The organism is Pseudomonas sp. NPDC089392 (genome assembly GCF_044749595.1).
In the GTDB taxonomy this organism is placed as follows: domain Bacteria; phylum Pseudomonadota; class Gammaproteobacteria; order Pseudomonadales; family Pseudomonadaceae; genus Aquipseudomonas.
Window position 1 is genome coordinate 1 of record NZ_JBIVIF010000056.1, and the last position, 14,155, is coordinate 14,155.

13 protein-coding genes and 1 pseudogene are annotated in these 14,155 nt (G+C 62.6%); 7 read left to right on the plus strand and 7 right to left on the minus strand.

What is annotated here, in order from left to right; genetic code table 11:
* Positions 1 to 154: 154 nt before the first annotated feature.
* The 3 genes from ACIP1G_RS28850 to ACIP1G_RS28860 all read right to left on the minus strand — a co-directional run bounded on the left by ACIP1G_RS28850 (position 155) and on the right by ACIP1G_RS28860 (position 3,331).
* Positions 155 to 745, minus strand: coding sequence for a biliverdin-producing heme oxygenase (locus ACIP1G_RS28850; protein WP_400743307.1), 591 nt, complete (start codon positions 743 to 745; stop codon positions 155 to 157).
* Positions 746 to 824: 79 nt separating this feature from the next.
* Positions 825 to 2,153, minus strand: a complete 1,329-nt coding sequence (locus tag ACIP1G_RS28855) for an MFS transporter (protein WP_400743310.1) — start codon at positions 2,151 to 2,153, stop codon at positions 825 to 827.
* A 164-nt stretch (positions 2,154 to 2,317) separates the two neighbouring features.
* On the minus strand, positions 2,318 to 3,331 hold the full coding sequence (locus ACIP1G_RS28860) for a GlxA family transcriptional regulator (protein ID WP_400743312.1): 1,014 nt from the start codon (positions 3,329 to 3,331) through the stop codon (positions 2,318 to 2,320).
* A gap of 251 nt (positions 3,332 to 3,582) precedes the next feature.
* Between ACIP1G_RS28860 and ACIP1G_RS28865 the strand changes: the two genes are divergently transcribed.
* Both ACIP1G_RS28865 and ACIP1G_RS28870 read left to right on the plus strand, forming a co-directional pair.
* A complete protein-coding gene (locus ACIP1G_RS28865) occupies positions 3,583 to 4,584 on the plus strand; it encodes a LysR family transcriptional regulator (RefSeq protein WP_400743315.1) in 1,002 nt (333 codons plus the stop codon).
* Between the two features lie 168 nt (positions 4,585 to 4,752).
* Positions 4,753 to 5,988, plus strand: a complete 1,236-nt coding sequence (locus ACIP1G_RS28870) for an SRPBCC family protein (protein ID WP_400743318.1) — start codon at positions 4,753 to 4,755, stop codon at positions 5,986 to 5,988.
* A gap of 329 nt (positions 5,989 to 6,317) precedes the next feature.
* Here the strand turns inward: ACIP1G_RS28870 and ACIP1G_RS28875 are convergent, their stop codons facing one another.
* The 4 genes and pseudogenes from ACIP1G_RS28875 to ACIP1G_RS28890 form a co-directional block, all read right to left on the minus strand.
* Positions 6,318 to 7,106, minus strand: coding sequence for an ABC transporter ATP-binding protein (locus ACIP1G_RS28875; protein ID WP_400743321.1), 789 nt, complete (start codon positions 7,104 to 7,106; stop codon positions 6,318 to 6,320).
* Positions 7,100 to 8,095, minus strand: a pseudogene (locus ACIP1G_RS28880) (ABC transporter permease). The gene ACIP1G_RS28875 and the pseudogene ACIP1G_RS28880 overlap by 7 nt, the downstream one beginning before the upstream one ends.
* On the minus strand, positions 8,076 to 9,146 hold the full coding sequence (locus ACIP1G_RS28885; protein ID WP_400743324.1) for an ABC transporter substrate-binding protein: 1,071 nt from the start codon (positions 9,144 to 9,146) through the stop codon (positions 8,076 to 8,078). The pseudogene ACIP1G_RS28880 and the gene ACIP1G_RS28885 overlap by 20 nt, the downstream one beginning before the upstream one ends.
* A gap of 164 nt (positions 9,147 to 9,310) precedes the next feature.
* Positions 9,311 to 10,219 (minus strand): LysR family transcriptional regulator, encoded by a 909-nt coding sequence (locus ACIP1G_RS28890; protein WP_400743327.1) that lies wholly within the window; start codon positions 10,217 to 10,219, stop codon positions 9,311 to 9,313.
* Positions 10,220 to 10,312: 93 nt separating this feature from the next.
* Between ACIP1G_RS28890 and ACIP1G_RS28895 the strand changes: the two genes are divergently transcribed.
* Genes ACIP1G_RS28895 through aroE form a run of 5 tightly spaced genes read left to right on the plus strand, consistent with a single transcriptional unit; the run spans position 10,313 to position 14,151 of the window.
* Positions 10,313 to 11,260, plus strand: coding sequence for a ketopantoate reductase family protein (locus ACIP1G_RS28895; RefSeq protein WP_400743330.1), 948 nt, complete (start codon positions 10,313 to 10,315; stop codon positions 11,258 to 11,260).
* Entirely contained in the window at positions 11,257 to 11,655 is a 399-nt protein-coding gene (locus tag ACIP1G_RS28900) for a VOC family protein (protein ID WP_400743332.1), read from the plus strand. Before ACIP1G_RS28895 ends, ACIP1G_RS28900 begins: the two co-directional genes overlap by 4 nt.
* Positions 11,652 to 12,107: a MaoC family dehydratase gene (locus ACIP1G_RS28905; RefSeq protein ID WP_400743335.1), complete on the plus strand. Its 456-nt coding sequence runs from the start codon at positions 11,652 to 11,654 to the stop codon at positions 12,105 to 12,107. Before ACIP1G_RS28900 ends, ACIP1G_RS28905 begins: the two co-directional genes overlap by 4 nt.
* Positions 12,104 to 13,336, plus strand: coding sequence for a CaiB/BaiF CoA transferase family protein (locus ACIP1G_RS28910; RefSeq protein WP_400743338.1), 1,233 nt, complete (start codon positions 12,104 to 12,106; stop codon positions 13,334 to 13,336). Before ACIP1G_RS28905 ends, ACIP1G_RS28910 begins: the two co-directional genes overlap by 4 nt.
* Positions 13,333 to 14,151 (plus strand): shikimate dehydrogenase, encoded by an 819-nt coding sequence (gene aroE, locus ACIP1G_RS28915; RefSeq protein WP_400743341.1) that lies wholly within the window; start codon positions 13,333 to 13,335, stop codon positions 14,149 to 14,151. Before ACIP1G_RS28910 ends, aroE begins: the two co-directional genes overlap by 4 nt.
* Positions 14,152 to 14,155 lie beyond the last annotated feature (4 nt).

The window sequence follows — 14,155 nt, forward strand, 5'->3', positions numbered from 1 at the left end:
GATGTGGGAGCGGCCTTGTGCCGCGAAGCGCCGCGCGGGCGGCGCTCGATCGAATAGGCGCTGCTTAAGGCACGGAGAACACCTTGCCTTTTCTTGACTGACCGGCATTAGGGCGAGCCCGCGAACACCGGCAACGCCGGTGCCAGGCGTGCAATCACCCGTGCGCAAACACTTCACGCAGGTGCGCCCGATAACTGTCGAACGCGGCAACCGCCCCGGCCACCACCTCGGCCTCTTCCCGCTCATCCAGCAGCAAACCATCCAGCCTGGCAACGAACTCACGCCAATGCAGCGCACGGCCATCCGGGTGCGGTGCCAGGTGGCGGGCACCCTGGTCGCCATCCAGTCCCAGACGCTGGGTGTGCTTGAACAGAAACGCCGCGCCCAGGTTCGACCCTTCACTGCAATATAGCCAGCCCAAGGCCTGGGCCGGGCTGGCACAGACTTGTCGAGGGGCCGCTGGCAGCGGCAAGCCCAGATCGCGCAGGTCGGCCTCGACCGCCGCAAAGCGCGACAGTGCCAGCAGCCCCGGCAGGCGCAGGTTGAGCTGTTCATCCTGATACAGCGCCATGAGGCTGCCATGAAACCGGTGCTGCACCAGCAGGAAGCGGCCATAGCGCTCGCGACTCTCGAACGGCCGTGCCGCCATCACCAGTTGATCGACGCTGTCATGGTCCCGGCTGCTGGCCGCTTTCAAGCGCTTGCAGCGGCCTGGCTCAGGCAACGGAAGGGGGGCTGCGGTCATCGGCGTATCCATGGCGAGAGGGCGATGCCTCCATGATGCTTGCCATCCCTGGCCAGCAGCAAGCACCGCACTAACCGACCTAGCCCAGGGCCGCCGCCTGCTGCAGGTTCAGCGAGCGGGTTTCCGGGGCCAGGGCCCAGGACAGCAGCAGGCCGAAGAAGGTGATGGCAGCCGCAACGTACATGGTCTGCGCGATGCCCAGCACGTCGAGGGACATCGGCACCAGGTAGGTGCCCACCGCGGCGCCGATGCGCGAGATGGACGTGCCCATGCCGACCGCGAAGGCGCGGATCTCGGTGGGGAAGATCTCGTTTGGGTACACCAGCGTGAGCACCTGCGCACCGCCAATGAACAACGCATAGAGGGCAAAGAACACCAGGATCCAGATGCCCGCGCTGCTGTGCAATGCACCCAGGCACAACAGGGCCACGCCCGACACCAGGAAGCTGTACAGCAACAGGTTGCGCCGGCCGATGACGTTGATCAGCCGGGTGGCGACCATGCAGCCGACCACGAAGAACAGGGTGATCAGGACCGAGCCGATCGAGGCACTGTCACCTTTCACGTTCAGGGCCGACAGCACCTTGGGTGCGAACGCGTAAACCGAGAACAGCGGGATGATGCAGCAGGTCCAGAACACGATGACAAACAGCATGCGCTTGCCATAACCGGCATACAGCAGGCTCCAGATGTTCACCTTGTGGTTGGCGTTTTGCTCGGGCAGGTTGCGCAGGGAGAAGTCATTGCCGTACACCGCCTTGATCACCTGTTCTGCTTCGGCACTGCGGCCTTTGCTGAGCAACCAGCGTGGCGACTCAGGTGTACCGATACGTACCACGAAAAGGGCCACGCCAATGATCGCGGAGCTGGCCAGCACCAGGCGCCAGGCGTCTTCGGCACCGCTGCGCAGCAGCAGTTCGCCGACAATATAGGCGGCAGCGGCACCGGCAAACCAGAGGATGGTGAGCATGGCCAGGCGTGGGCCGCGGTACTTCCTGGGCATGAATTCGACCAGCAGCGAAGTGGCCACCGGGTATTCGATGCCAACCGCAATACCAATGACCAGCCGCAGCAGGAAGATGGCCAGGGCCGAGTCGGCCCAGAACTGCCCCAGCGATGCGACGATGAACAAGGTGGGCCCGACGAAGAACAAACGCTTGCGACCAAGGCGGTCGGTTAGCCAGCCACCCAGGAAGCCACCGAAGAAAATGCCGATCAAGGCCGAGGCGGCGATCAGGCCTTCCCAAAAGCTGTCCAGTGACAACGCCGTGCTGATATGCGCCAGGGCAACGCCGATGATGCTCAGCACATAGCTATCGACGAACGAACCACCGCCAGAACGCAGTGTGAGAAGTTTGTGGAAGTTGTTGAGCGATACATCTTCGACTGAAATGTTTGGACTTGTCATAGTTGTCTCCCGATATGATTTTCGAGCAAAAGGGGCAGCGCGACCCCCAAAACGGGGCCGTGAAGCCATCTCGAACATTCAGTGATCGATGGCTATACGATTATTTTTATTATCCGTGCCGGCGACGGCGTGTTCAGAAACCTTACTTTGGCGCTCCTTTTATTTCAGATTTCATAGCGTACTTCTTTGGAAGGCGGGTGGCCGAAGAACGCACTGTAGGACCTGCTGAAGTGGGTGCATGACACAAAGCCACAGGCGATGGAAACGTCGAAGATCGACGCGTTGGAATTCTGGATCAGGCGCCGCGCTTCGGTAATGCGCAACTGGAAGTAGTACTTCTGCGGGGTGGTATCGAGCTGGTCCTTGAACATCCGCTGCACCTGACGCACCGACAAACCGATGGCCTGGGCCAGCTGCGCGGGTTCCAAGGGCTCTTCAAGATTGGCTTCCATCAGTTTGATGATTTCGCGCAGGGGCCGGCTGACCTTGGGTTGCAGAGGCTTTTGAAAACTGCGGAACTTGCTTTGATCATGGTCCAACGTGTCGAGTACGGCATCGGCCAGCGCCTGGTTGCAGCCGATGTTGAGCCATTGCAGCATCATTTCGAAGGCCCCCGCTGGTGAAGCTGCGGTCAGCCGATCCCGGTCGAACACCAGGGCATCGTGGGTGACCATGGCGTGTGGCACGCGCTCGGCCAGGGCAGTGCGCTGCTCTGGGTGGATGGCGCAGCGGTAACCATCGAGCAGGCCGGCGCTGCCCAGGTACCAGGCGCCGTTCCACAAACCACCCAGCACCACGGGGAACTTGGCCAGCCGTTTCAGCAAGGCGGTCAACCAGCCGGGTACCGTGCGGGCGGCACGCAAGCCGCCGCAGACCACCATGATGTCCAGGTCGCACAGGCGTACGTCGGTCAGCGGTGTGTCCGGCCGGATGGGGATGGCCAGGTCACTCATCACTTCGTTGTGGTTGTGGCTGAAGGTATGCACGCGGATCGAGCCGGGGGCGATCAGGTTGGCGGTGACCAGTACATCCAGGGCCTGGGTGAAACTGGGCAGGGAGAAGTTTTCCAGCAACAGAAAACCGACCCGCGAAGGTTGCGGCCGCGCCACGGGCTGCGCCATGAAGCCGAGGTTGCGCTCTTTGAAGGTGTGGCTGAATGCTCTTGTAGTTATTGTCATGGGTCACCCAGATGCCGAGGCCTGAGGCTCGGCTGACTATAGAGTGTGAAAGCCATTCCGAGCGGGAGGCTTTGGCATACAGGTCGGCGCCTAATGTAAGTGTGCGGCAAGGATAAAGTCCAACGACATTTACACGCTTTTTTGGATAACGCAGTGTTATCCAGAAATTGTGCGAGTTCTCGCATAACCCAAGGTTATGCGTAAAGTAATTTAAGTGCCGATGCGTTTTTTTGCCCGCTGTGTACGATTCAATGGACCGCTACGCAGAACGAGGAGCACCCACCAGGATGTCGCAGCGCCAAGTTGACCCTGACACGTTGTTACTTCGCATGCCCTCGTTACGCGCGGTTAAAGCCTTTGTGGCGGCGGCCAAGTACCAAAGTTTCACCCGGGCGGCGGAGGCCTTGTGTGTTTCGCAGGCGGCGATCAGCCGGCAGATCCGCGAGCTGGAAACTTACCTGAGCGCCCAGTTGTTTGAACGCGTGGGCCGTGCGGTTGAACTTACCCCGGCAGGCTCGGTGTTTTTCGAGGCGTCACAGTTATCCTTCGTCAATATTGCCCAGGCGGCGGAGCGGATACGCCATACCCCGCAGGAAAAACATGTACTGACGATTTGTTGTTCTCCGGCATTTTCGGCGTTCTGGTTGTCACATCACATCAATGAGTTTCGGGCCAACAACCCGGATATCGAATTGAACCTGATCACCACGCAGAACTTTCTGACGCGGGAACCCGGTGTAGAACCGGATGTGATCATCTCCAAGTTCGCCAATGTCGGGGAAGCCTACACGCTCTACCCGCTGTGCCATGACGTGATTTACCCGGTGTGCACCCCGGAGTATTTCAGGCGTCACCCTGAGATCGGCACGCTGGAAGGCCTGCGCAACAGTGCGCTGCTGGACCTGAGCCCATACGGCCGGGCCGCTGTGGCCGAACATGTGGACTGGAGTGTGTGGCTGGCATTCCACAACGTGGACATCGATGAGCGAGGCGACCACTGCCCGCCGCTGTTCCACGCCAATGACTACAATTTGACCATCAACATGGTGCTGGCCCACCAAGGTATTGCACTGGGTTGGAACCAGCTGGTGGCAGGCCTGGTGGAGCAGGGCCGGCTGATCAGGCCGGTGAGGGAGCAAGTGACCTTGCGCAATAGCCTGCACTACCTGGCCTGCAAGGAAAATACCGATTTCGACGCCTGTGGCCGGGTGCGGGACTGGGTACTTTCGAAGTTTTCGTGGTGGAAAGTCTGAAGGCGTCAATACATAACGTTGCATTATGGGTAGGGCGTTGAAAATGTCGTTTGTAGCAGGCGAGGCGGTGGCTTAACTTGCCGGCTAACTGCAAGCGGGTAGTTAAAAGAATAATGGCTCAGTAATTGTCAGCGGTCGTCGTGAACACCGTGTGGCTGGAGGATAATAATGAATAGCAATGAATCCGTCATTGGCCTGATCAATCAGCGCAAGCCCCGGCATGTATTGCCCCGTGAACTGTATCTGGACCCGGAAGTTTATCGCCAGGACCTTGAGCAGATCTGGCACAAGGACTGGATCTTCGCCGGCCATACATTCGAAATTCCCAAGGCAGGCCAATATTTCACCCTGCAGATCGGCGATTACCCGGTGGCCGTGGTGCGTGGCAAGGATGGCGAAGTGCGCGCTTTCCATAATGCTTGCCGTCACCGCGGTGCCAAAGTGTGTGAACACGCCAGCGGTAAAGTGGCCAAGCTGGTGTGCCCGTACCACAAGTGGACGTTCGAACTGGACGGCAACCTGATCTATGCCGGCAACATGGGCGCGGACTTCGACAAATCGCAGTACAACCTCAAGCCGGTGCATGTGGAGGTCGTCCACACCTATATCTACGTGTGCGTGGCGCAACAGGCGCCAGACTTCAGCAGCTTCCGTGCAGCGGTCAGCCCGTTCATTGCCCCGCACGGCCTGGAAAACTGCAAGGTCGCCTTCGAATCCAACCTGGTCGAGAAGGGCAACTGGAAGCTGGTGTTCGAGAACAACCGTGAGTGCTATCACTGCGACGGCACCCACCCCGAGCTGCTCAACTCGTTTGTCGAGAACCTGTCAGTGGCCGGTGTGGGTGGCGATGACGACCCCGAGTTGGTTGCCCACTGGACCCGCTGCGAAACAGCTGGCATGCCCAGCCGCCTGGTCATGGACCCGCTGGGGCGCTTCCGCATGACCCGCATCCCGCTTTCGGCGGGTGCCATCAGCTACACCATGGACGGCAAGCCTGCGGTCAACGGGCGGCTGGACACCAGTGGCGAGGCGGATATCGGTGCGTTGCTGTACTTCAACTACCCGTCTACCTGGAACCACTTCTTGGGCGACCATGCGCTGAGCTTCCGCGTGTTGCCGATCGGGCCGGGTGAAACGCTGGTGACTACCAAGTGGCTGGTGCCGGAGTCGGCGGTAGAAGGGGTGGACTATGATCTCGATCGCTTGACCAAGGTATGGCTGGCGACCAACGACCAGGACCGCCGACTGGTGGAAGGTACGCATGCGGGTGTTTCTTCACCCAGCTATGAGCCGGGGCCATTCTCGGAGAATGCCGAGAACGGGGTGTGCCAGTTCGATGACTGGTACTGCGCGACCATGCTGGAGCGGTTGAGTGGGCGTGTGCCGTTGAAATCGGTGGGTTGAACATCAGGTGCTGCCTGTGCCTGAGGCCAGCGCGGTGTTGTGGGAGATCACCCAGCCCTTTGGGCTGCTCTGTCGCGCAGAGTGCTGTTGTTGGCTGGCGCTCCGCGTACCTTGTGGGAGCGGGCGCGCCTGCGAAGAATCCAACGCGGTGCATGGCACCGGCGTTGCCGGTGTTCGCGGCTAAAGCCGCTCCTACACAGGTACAGCGTGAGCCCGAAAACCTACGCGGTATTTGTAGGAGCGGGTTCACCCGCGAAGAATCCAGCGCGGTGGCTGGCACCGGCGTTGCCAGTGTTCGCGGCTAAAGCCGCTCCTACAGCAACCCCCGTTCACCAATCCCGCCCCTGGCCCAGCAACTGCAAGGCATGCTGGCGCAACTCCAGCAAGCGTGGGTCATCCCGATGTCGCGGGTAACCGCGCTCCACCTTCAACTCGGCCAGCACCCGCGCCGGCCGCGCCGAAAACACCAGTACCCGGTCGCACAGCAACAACGCCTCCTCGACATCATGGGTCACCAGCAACGAACTGTAGCCCTGTTGCTGCCACAGGCGTATCAGCTCGCCCTGCATGGCAATGCGGGTCAGCGAGTCCAGTTTGCCCAGCGGCTCGTCCAGCAGCAACAGGCGTGGTTCGTTGATCAGCGCCCGGGCCAGCGCCACGCGCTGGGCCATGCCGCCAGACAGTTGGCGTGGGTAGGCATCGCGAAACTGCAGCAGGCCCACCTTGTGCAAGGTTTCGTCCACCCGCTGGCGCTGCGCCTTGAGCTGGCCACGGGCCTGCAAGCCAAGGGCAACGTTGTCCCACACGCTGCGCCATGGGTACAGCGTTGGGTCCTGGAACACCAGCACCCGTGAGTGGTGCGGCGCCCCAATGGCCTGGCCGTCCGCCAGCAGGCTGCCGCTTTGCGCTGTTTCCAGCCCGGCGATCAAGCGCAGCAAGGTGGACTTGCCGCAACCGGACGGGCCCAGCAGGGCGACACTTTCGCCAGGTGCCAGTTGCAGGTCGACCTTGTCCAGCACCGGCAAGCGCTCACTGCCCAGTTCGAAGGCATGGCTCAGCCCACGGATATCCAGCGTCATGCCTTCTACCCGCGTTACAGCTTGCGCGGCATTCACCATTTCACTGCTCCTTTCTGCCAGGACAATACGCGGTCACGCACAACGAACAACAAGGTGATCAGCCCGGAGCACAGCAGCGCCATCACCAGCAGCGCCGCGTACATGTTGGCGTAGGCCGCCCAACCCTGAGCCCATTGCAGGTACCAGCCAAGGCCGGCCTTGACCCCCATCATCTCGGCCACCACCAGCACCGAGAACGAAGCCCCCAGCCCCATGAACAGGCCGACGAAGACATGCGGCAGGGCGGCGGGGATAGCCACTCGCCAGACCAGAAAGCGCCCGTTGGCGCCCAGGGTGCGGGCGACTTCGTAATAGGCCTTGTCCACGCTGGCCACTCCGGATCAGGTCAGCACCGTGACCGGGAACCAGGTAGCCAGGGCGATCAGGAACACGCTGGCGCTCCAGCTGGACGGGAAGAAGAAAAAGCAGATCGGCAGCAGCGCCGTGGACGGCACCGGCCCAAGGATGCGCAGCACCGGGTGCACCCAGTAGCCGATGCGGTGCGACCAGCCAATCGCCACCCCAGCGACGAAACCGGCGATGCCGCCAAGGACCACGCCGTTGAGCAGCAACCACAATGAATGCAGCAGGCTTTCGCCAAGCCGCGCCCAGTCATCGACGAACACTTCGATCAGCGCCTGGGGCGGTGCAAAAAACGGTACCGGCAGCAGTACCACCTTGGCCGTGACCAGCAACCACAAGCCCAGTAGCAGGGGCAGAGCGGTCAGCCAGGCGCCTGCTGGCCGCAGCCGGCTGACGCTGCGCTTGAATGCTCCCGGCAACAATGCCAACAGTGCCAACAACCCGCCTGTGCCAGCAGCGGCAAATGCCAGCTCACGGGTAAATGGCCAGGGTTTGCCACCGTCCGGATAGAACAGGGCAAACAGTGCGAAGGCGACCCAGGCCAGCGCCGCTAGTAGGCCGCCATGCCAAACAGCTATGGATGGCGCTTTGGCTGTTTGGCTTTGCTCAAGCGAATACGTTGGCATGGATACCCTCCGCGAACTCCAGCGGGTCGGTTCTTGGGCGCAGCACCTCGATGTTTTTCAGGTCGCGGGCGTACACCGCAATTTCCTTCACGAAGGTGTTGCCCACCGAGTAATAGCCATGGGTGTGCTCGGTGAGAATGGCGCGGACTTCTTCCTTGGAAGTGTTGATAGCGAACTTGAGGAACTCGTCGGCTACCGCATCCGGGTTGCGCGATGCCCAGGCATGGGCCTGCAGGATCGAATGGGTGATCGCCGCCGCGACCGGGGTGTCGTTGCGCGCCAGCTGGCCGCTGACACCGACCACACAGCAACTCATGTTGGCGTAGTCCTCGATCATGTTGGTGGCCAGCTCACGGAAGCCGGGCTGCTGCTTGACCCGGTACATGATCGGGTCGGAGCCACTGGCAGCCTGGATTTCGCCTTTCTGCAGGGCGACGCTGAGCAGGTCGATGGGGTAGACCCGCCAGGTCACGTCGCGCACCGGGTCGACACCATGGCGCTTGAGCATCAGCGAGAAGAAGTTCTTGTCGGCAGCCGCCATGTCGGTCACGCCGATGGTGGTGCCTTTCAAGGCCGCAAAGTCCTGCGGGCCACCGTCGAGGGTTAACAGGCGCAGGCAGCCGCCGTGGGTGCCGGCGGTCAGTTTCACATCAAAGCCCTGTTCCAGCGCTTTCAACCAGCGTAATGCCATGCCGGTGGCGGCGTCGGCCTTGCCGGTGGCCATCGACTCCAGCAGTACTTCGGTGGAGTTGCCGAAGTTGACGAATTCCACGTCCAGGTTGTGGCGCTTGAAGATGCCCTGGCTGTCGGCTACGGCCACCGGGGCCAGGCACACGGCATTGAGGTTGGTCGCCAGCCTGACCTTGCGTGGTTCGGGTAGCACCCAACGGTTGCTTTCCAGGTCCAGGCCGCTGCCAAGCGCTTGCGCGGCATGGCCGCTGTGGCCAGCGTGGCTGCTGTCAGCGAGGGCAAAACGGCCGAACAAGGTTGCCGCAGAGGCGGTACCCGCCAAGGCCAGAAGTTGACGGCGGTTAAGTGAAGCAATGGGCATGGCGCCTCCATGTGCGATCAGGGGGCAGGCACCACGTGGTCGGGTAGCGTGCTGGGCGCCCGACGCGTTGCTTGAGCATCGGGCGCTATGAATGCTCGCACCGTAGAGGTTTTTTTTGGTTTGGTGAAATTCATTTTAGGCATAAGTTAATATGCAAAAAAGCGTCATGCCTGGCGGCTGAACAGGCCGTAGATCACTTCCCTGAGCCAGCGGTTGCCGCTGTCCTGATGGTAGCGGGCATGCCAGTGCTGTTTCACCGTGAAACCCTCAACCGCGAAGGGGCAGTCATGCACCTGCAGGTCATGCATGTCGGCAAGGGTCTGGCCGATGTGCCGCGGCAGGGTGGCAACCAGGTCGGTCGTGCTGATGATCATCCCCAGCCCCAGGAATGCCGGTAGCTCCAGCACGATGCGGCGCTCGATGCCGGCCCGCGCCAGTCCCGCCTCCAGCAACTTCTGGCCAGTCCCCGCGCTGATCTGCACATGACCTTCGGCGCGGTAGCGGGCTACGTTCATGCCGCGTGCCAGGCGCGGGTGCTGGCGGTTGCTAAGGCATACCCAGTCCTGTTCGAACAGCACCTGCTGGTACATGCCGCCGCCAAGCCACGGCACGAAGCCAATGGCCAGGTCGGCCTCGCCCGACTCCAGGGCGCTTTCGCTATTGCCATCGATGCGCACCGCCTCCAGGCGGATGCCCGGTGCATGCGCGCGCAGGTGGTTGAGGATGCTGGGCAGCAAGGTGATATGGCTGGCATCGCTGACGCACAGGCGAAAGCGCCGCTGTGCGGTGGCAGGGATGTACTGTGGCTCCCAGGCGGTCAGCCGGCGCAGCGATTCGAGCACTTTGCGGCAGGGCCCGATCAACTGGTCGGCGCGCGGGGTAGGGGCCATGCCGCCGGGGGTGCGCACGAACAGAGGGTCGTTCAGTTGCTGGCGCAACCGGGCCAGCCAGATGCTGATGGTCGGCTGGCTCTGACCCAGCTGTTCGGCAGCGCGGGTGACGCTGCGGCAGTGGTAGAGCACGTCGAACAGTTGCAACAGCTTGGGCTCGGGCAGGGCGTCGGCGACGGTCATTATTGCGAATCTCAATTGGCGTATTTAAGTCATTGTATAGCGCTAATAATGCTCGCTGCCTAAGGTGATCGCAAACCACAGGAGGTCTGCGATTTGAAAATCTGCATTCTGGGTGCCGGCGCCCTGGGCTGCGCCATCGGCGCGGCGTTGAGCGAAGCCGGGCACGAAACCTGGCTGCTCAACCGTGGCCGCGCGCACGTCGAAGCGATGAACTTGAACGGGCTGCAGGTGCACGACGAGCGCGGTGAGCGCCAGGTGCGCGTCAACGCTGCCACCGACGCCAACGACGTTGGCGTGGCTGACCTGGTCGTGGTGCTGGTGAAGTCGTTCCACACCGCCGAGGCGATTGCCGGGGCCACGGCCCTGCTGGGGCCGCAGACGCTGGTGCTGTCGCTGCAGAACGGCCTGGGGCACGAGGACATTCTGGCCGAAGCGGTGGGCCGGGAGCGGGTGCTCGCTGGCAAGACCTATGTCGGCGGCGTGTTGCTGGCACCGGGTTTGATTCGGGCCGGTGTGGCGGGCAAACACACCTATATCGGTGAGCTCGACGGGCAACTGACACCTCGTGTGCAGGCCATCGCCGAGGCCTTCAATGGCGCCGGGCTGGCCACCACGGTCAGCGACAACATTCTCGGCACCATGTGGGACAAGCTGCTGGTCAATGTCGCCACTGGCGCGCTCAGCGGCATCACCATGCTCAGTTACGGCCAGTTGTACAGCGAGCCGCTGTTGGAGAGCACAGCCAAGGCGGCAGTGGCCGAAGCCATTGCCGTGGCCGAGCGTGCCGGTATCCGCCTGAGCCTGAACAGCCCTGAAGCTGCCTGGCAGCTGGCCGCAGAAGGCCTGCCGGCAAGCTTCCGCACCTCGATGCTGCAGAGCCTGGAAAAAGGCTCGGTCACCGAAATCGACTTCATCAACGGCTCCGTCGTGCGCTGGGGCCAGCGCCATGGCGTCGCCACGCCGGTCAACGCCACCTTGGTGGCCTGTATCAAGGGCATCGAACGCGCGATGGCCGATCACCAGAAAAGGGAGACCCCATGAGCCAGCCGAAAGCCTACCTCGAACACGTTGCCTTCTGGGTGCGGGACATCCAGTGGCACATCCGTTTCTTCAGCGAAGTCTGCGGCATGACCATGCGTGAAGCGCAGGGCAACGTCGAGCAACCGGCGCAGTACTGGACGCTGGGTGGCCTGCAATTCATCCACCAGCCCGAGTTTGCCGGCCCCGAAGGGCGCATGGCGCACCTGGGCATCATGTGCGAAGACCTGGAGGCTGCCCTGGCCGCCGCCCAGCGCTTCGGCGTCAGCGAAATGCCCCAAGGCCGCAACTGGCTGCGCCTGCCGGACGGCCTGGCGGTGGAGTTCATCCAGGCGTTGCCGGCGGCATGTGTCGCCCAGGCACTTGCTATCGACCCGCGCGCGCAGGTGCTGGCATGAGCGCGATTGAAAAGTACTGGGACGATGCCAGCGAAGGCGATGAGTGCATCAGCCCGACCTACACCGTGACCCGCGAGCGCATCCTGGCCTACGCCGACCTCACCGGGGACCACACCCGGGTGCATGTCGACGAGGAATACGCCAATGCCAGCCACTTCGGCTGCCTGGTCGCCCACGGCCTGTTCGGCCTGTCGATCGCCGATGGCCTGAAGACCCAGTGCGAGTACCGCTTCCTGCCGGGCATGTCGCTGGGCTGGACCTGGGACTTCGTGCTGCCGATCAAGGTCAACGATGTGCTGCACGTGCGCATGCGTGTGGGGGCGATGCGCCCGAGCAACAGCCGCCCTGGTTGGGGCATCGTGGTCTTGCCGTCGGAACTGATCAACCAGCACGGCGAAGTCGTGCAGCGCGGCGAGCACCGGTTGATGGTGCCGCGGAGGGTAGAAGCATGAGCCAGGCATTGCCATTGGCGGGAATCCGCGTCATCGATTACAGCCACTTCCTCGCTGGGCCGTATGTGGGCCGCTGTCTGGCGGCGCTGGGGGCCGAGGTGATCAAGGTCGAACGGCCGGGTAGCGGCGATGCTGGCCGCCAGCACGCGTACACGTTGGATGACCAGCAAAGTGGCTACTTCCTGCAGCTGAACATGGGCAAGCAGGGCGTCAGCGTGAACATGAAGGAGCCACGCGGCAAAGCCTTCATGCAGCGCCTGACTGACTCGGCCGACGTGTTCATCGAAAACTACCGCCCAGGCGCACTGGACAAGCTGGGGCTGAGCTATGCCGAGCTGTCGGCGCGTAACCCGCGCCTGGTGTACTGTTCGATTTCTGCCTACGGCCACACCGGGCCGGATGCCCACCGTTCCGGTTTCGGGCTGATTGCCGAGGCCAAGAGCGGGATCATGCAAATGGTCGGCGTGCCGGGCGAAGCGCCGCCGTTACTGCGCATTTCGCTGGGTGACATGTACACCGGCATTCACGCGGTAGCGGCGATCAACGCCGCGCTGCTGGGGCGGGTGAGCAGTGGTCGCGGCCAGCACATCGACATGGCCCTGTACGACACGCTGGTGTCGATGCATGAGTACGCCGTGCAGTGCTATACGCTGTCCGACGGTACCGTGCTGCCTGAGCAGACCGGCCATGACATGCCCACCTCGACCTTGTATGGCGTGTTCCGTGCCGCCGACGGTGACCTGGTGATCGCTGCCCAGGTCGATGATGCCTGGCAGCGCTTTGCCGCCATGCTCGAAGCCAACGGTGGCCCGGTAGGCTTTGGCAGCGATAGCCGCTACCACAGCCTCAATGGCCGCAATGCCCACCGCCAGGCAATTCTGGCAGTGGTCCGCGATTGGGTGGGCGCGCGCTCGGTGGCCCAGATCCTGGCCTTGCTCGACGGTATCGACATCCCCGGTGCCAAGGTCCAGCGCATCGACGAGGTGCTGGCCGACCCGCAGATCCAAGCGCGCAACATGGTCATCGAACAGCAGCACCCGCGCTACGGCGCCTTGCGCCTGCCCAACCTGCCGTTCCGCTTTTCCGACTGCGATACCACGATCCACCAGGTGGCCCCGGACCTCGGTCAGCACAATGCCGAAGTGGCCGCCGGGCTTGGCTTCAGCCCTGAAGAAATCACCGCCATGCAGGCAGACGGTGTGTTGTTTACCCACGGAGATGCACGATGAGCGACCGCTACGCAGTGATCGGCCGACCAATCAACCACACCAAGTCACCGCTGATTCACGGCTTGTTCGCCCAGGCCAGCGACCAACAGTTGGAATACGGGGCGATCGAAGGCTCGCTGGAGGACTTCGAGGCCCAGGTGTTGCAGTTCCGCAGTGACGGCGGGCAGGGCATGAACATTACCTCGCCGTTCAAACTGCGCGCCTTCGAGCTGGCCGACCGGCGCAGCGAGCGCGCGCAACTGGCCCGCGCTGCCAACGCGCTGAAGTTCGAGGATGGTCGTATCGTTGCCGAGAACTTCGATGGCATTGGGCTGCTGCGCGATATCGAGGAGAACCTCGGTGAACCGCTGCGCAATCGCCGTGTGCTGGTACTGGGTGCCGGTGGCGCAGTGCGCGGGGCGTTGTTGCCGTTCCTGCAGGCCGGCCCCAGCGAGTTGGTAATTGCCAACCGCGACATGGCCAAGGCCGTGGCCCTGCGCAATGAGCTCGACCACCCACGGCTGCGCATCAGCCGTTACGAAGAGCTGGAAGGGCAGGCCTTTGACATCGTGGTCAACGCCACCTCCGCGAGCCTGGTGGGTGAACTACCGCCGCTGCCGGGCGGGGTGCTGGGTGCGACGCGGCTGGCCTATGAGCTGGCGTATGGCAAAGGCCTCACGCCGTTCCTGCGCCTGGCCCAGAAGCAAGGCGTGACGCGCCTGGCCGATGGCGTGGGCATGCTGGTCGAACAGGCGGCAGAGGCGTTTGCCTGGTGGCGCGGTATGCGGCCCGAGACCCGGGCGGTGATCGGTCAACTGACCATTGCGTTGGAGTAGGCCC

Excerpts from the sequence above, each read along its gene's own strand:
- ACIP1G_RS28910 (WP_400743338.1), top strand. The coding sequence starts at position 12,104 with ATGAGCCAGGCATTGCCATTGGCGGGAATCCGCGTCATCGATTACAGC.
- ACIP1G_RS28885 (WP_400743324.1), bottom strand. The coding sequence starts at position 9,146 with ATGCCCATTGCTTCACTTAACCGCCGTCAACTTCTGGCCTTGGCGGGT.
- ACIP1G_RS28905 (WP_400743335.1), top strand. The coding sequence starts at position 11,652 with ATGAGCGCGATTGAAAAGTACTGGGACGATGCCAGCGAAGGCGATGAG.
- ACIP1G_RS28900 (WP_400743332.1), top strand. The coding sequence starts at position 11,257 with ATGAGCCAGCCGAAAGCCTACCTCGAACACGTTGCCTTCTGGGTGCGG.
- aroE (WP_400743341.1), top strand. The coding sequence starts at position 13,333 with ATGAGCGACCGCTACGCAGTGATCGGCCGACCAATCAACCACACCAAG.
- ACIP1G_RS28855 (WP_400743310.1), bottom strand. The coding sequence starts at position 2,153 with ATGACAAGTCCAAACATTTCAGTCGAAGATGTATCGCTCAACAACTTC.
- ACIP1G_RS28860 (WP_400743312.1), bottom strand. The coding sequence starts at position 3,331 with ATGACAATAACTACAAGAGCATTCAGCCACACCTTCAAAGAGCGCAAC.
- ACIP1G_RS28865 (WP_400743315.1), top strand. The coding sequence starts at position 3,583 with ATGGACCGCTACGCAGAACGAGGAGCACCCACCAGGATGTCGCAGCGC.
- ACIP1G_RS28870 (WP_400743318.1), top strand. The coding sequence starts at position 4,753 with ATGAATAGCAATGAATCCGTCATTGGCCTGATCAATCAGCGCAAGCCC.
- ACIP1G_RS28850 (WP_400743307.1), bottom strand. The coding sequence starts at position 745 with ATGACCGCAGCCCCCCTTCCGTTGCCTGAGCCAGGCCGCTGCAAGCGC.
- ACIP1G_RS28890 (WP_400743327.1), bottom strand. The coding sequence starts at position 10,219 with ATGACCGTCGCCGACGCCCTGCCCGAGCCCAAGCTGTTGCAACTGTTC.
- ACIP1G_RS28875 (WP_400743321.1), bottom strand. The coding sequence starts at position 7,106 with ATGGTGAATGCCGCGCAAGCTGTAACGCGGGTAGAAGGCATGACGCTG.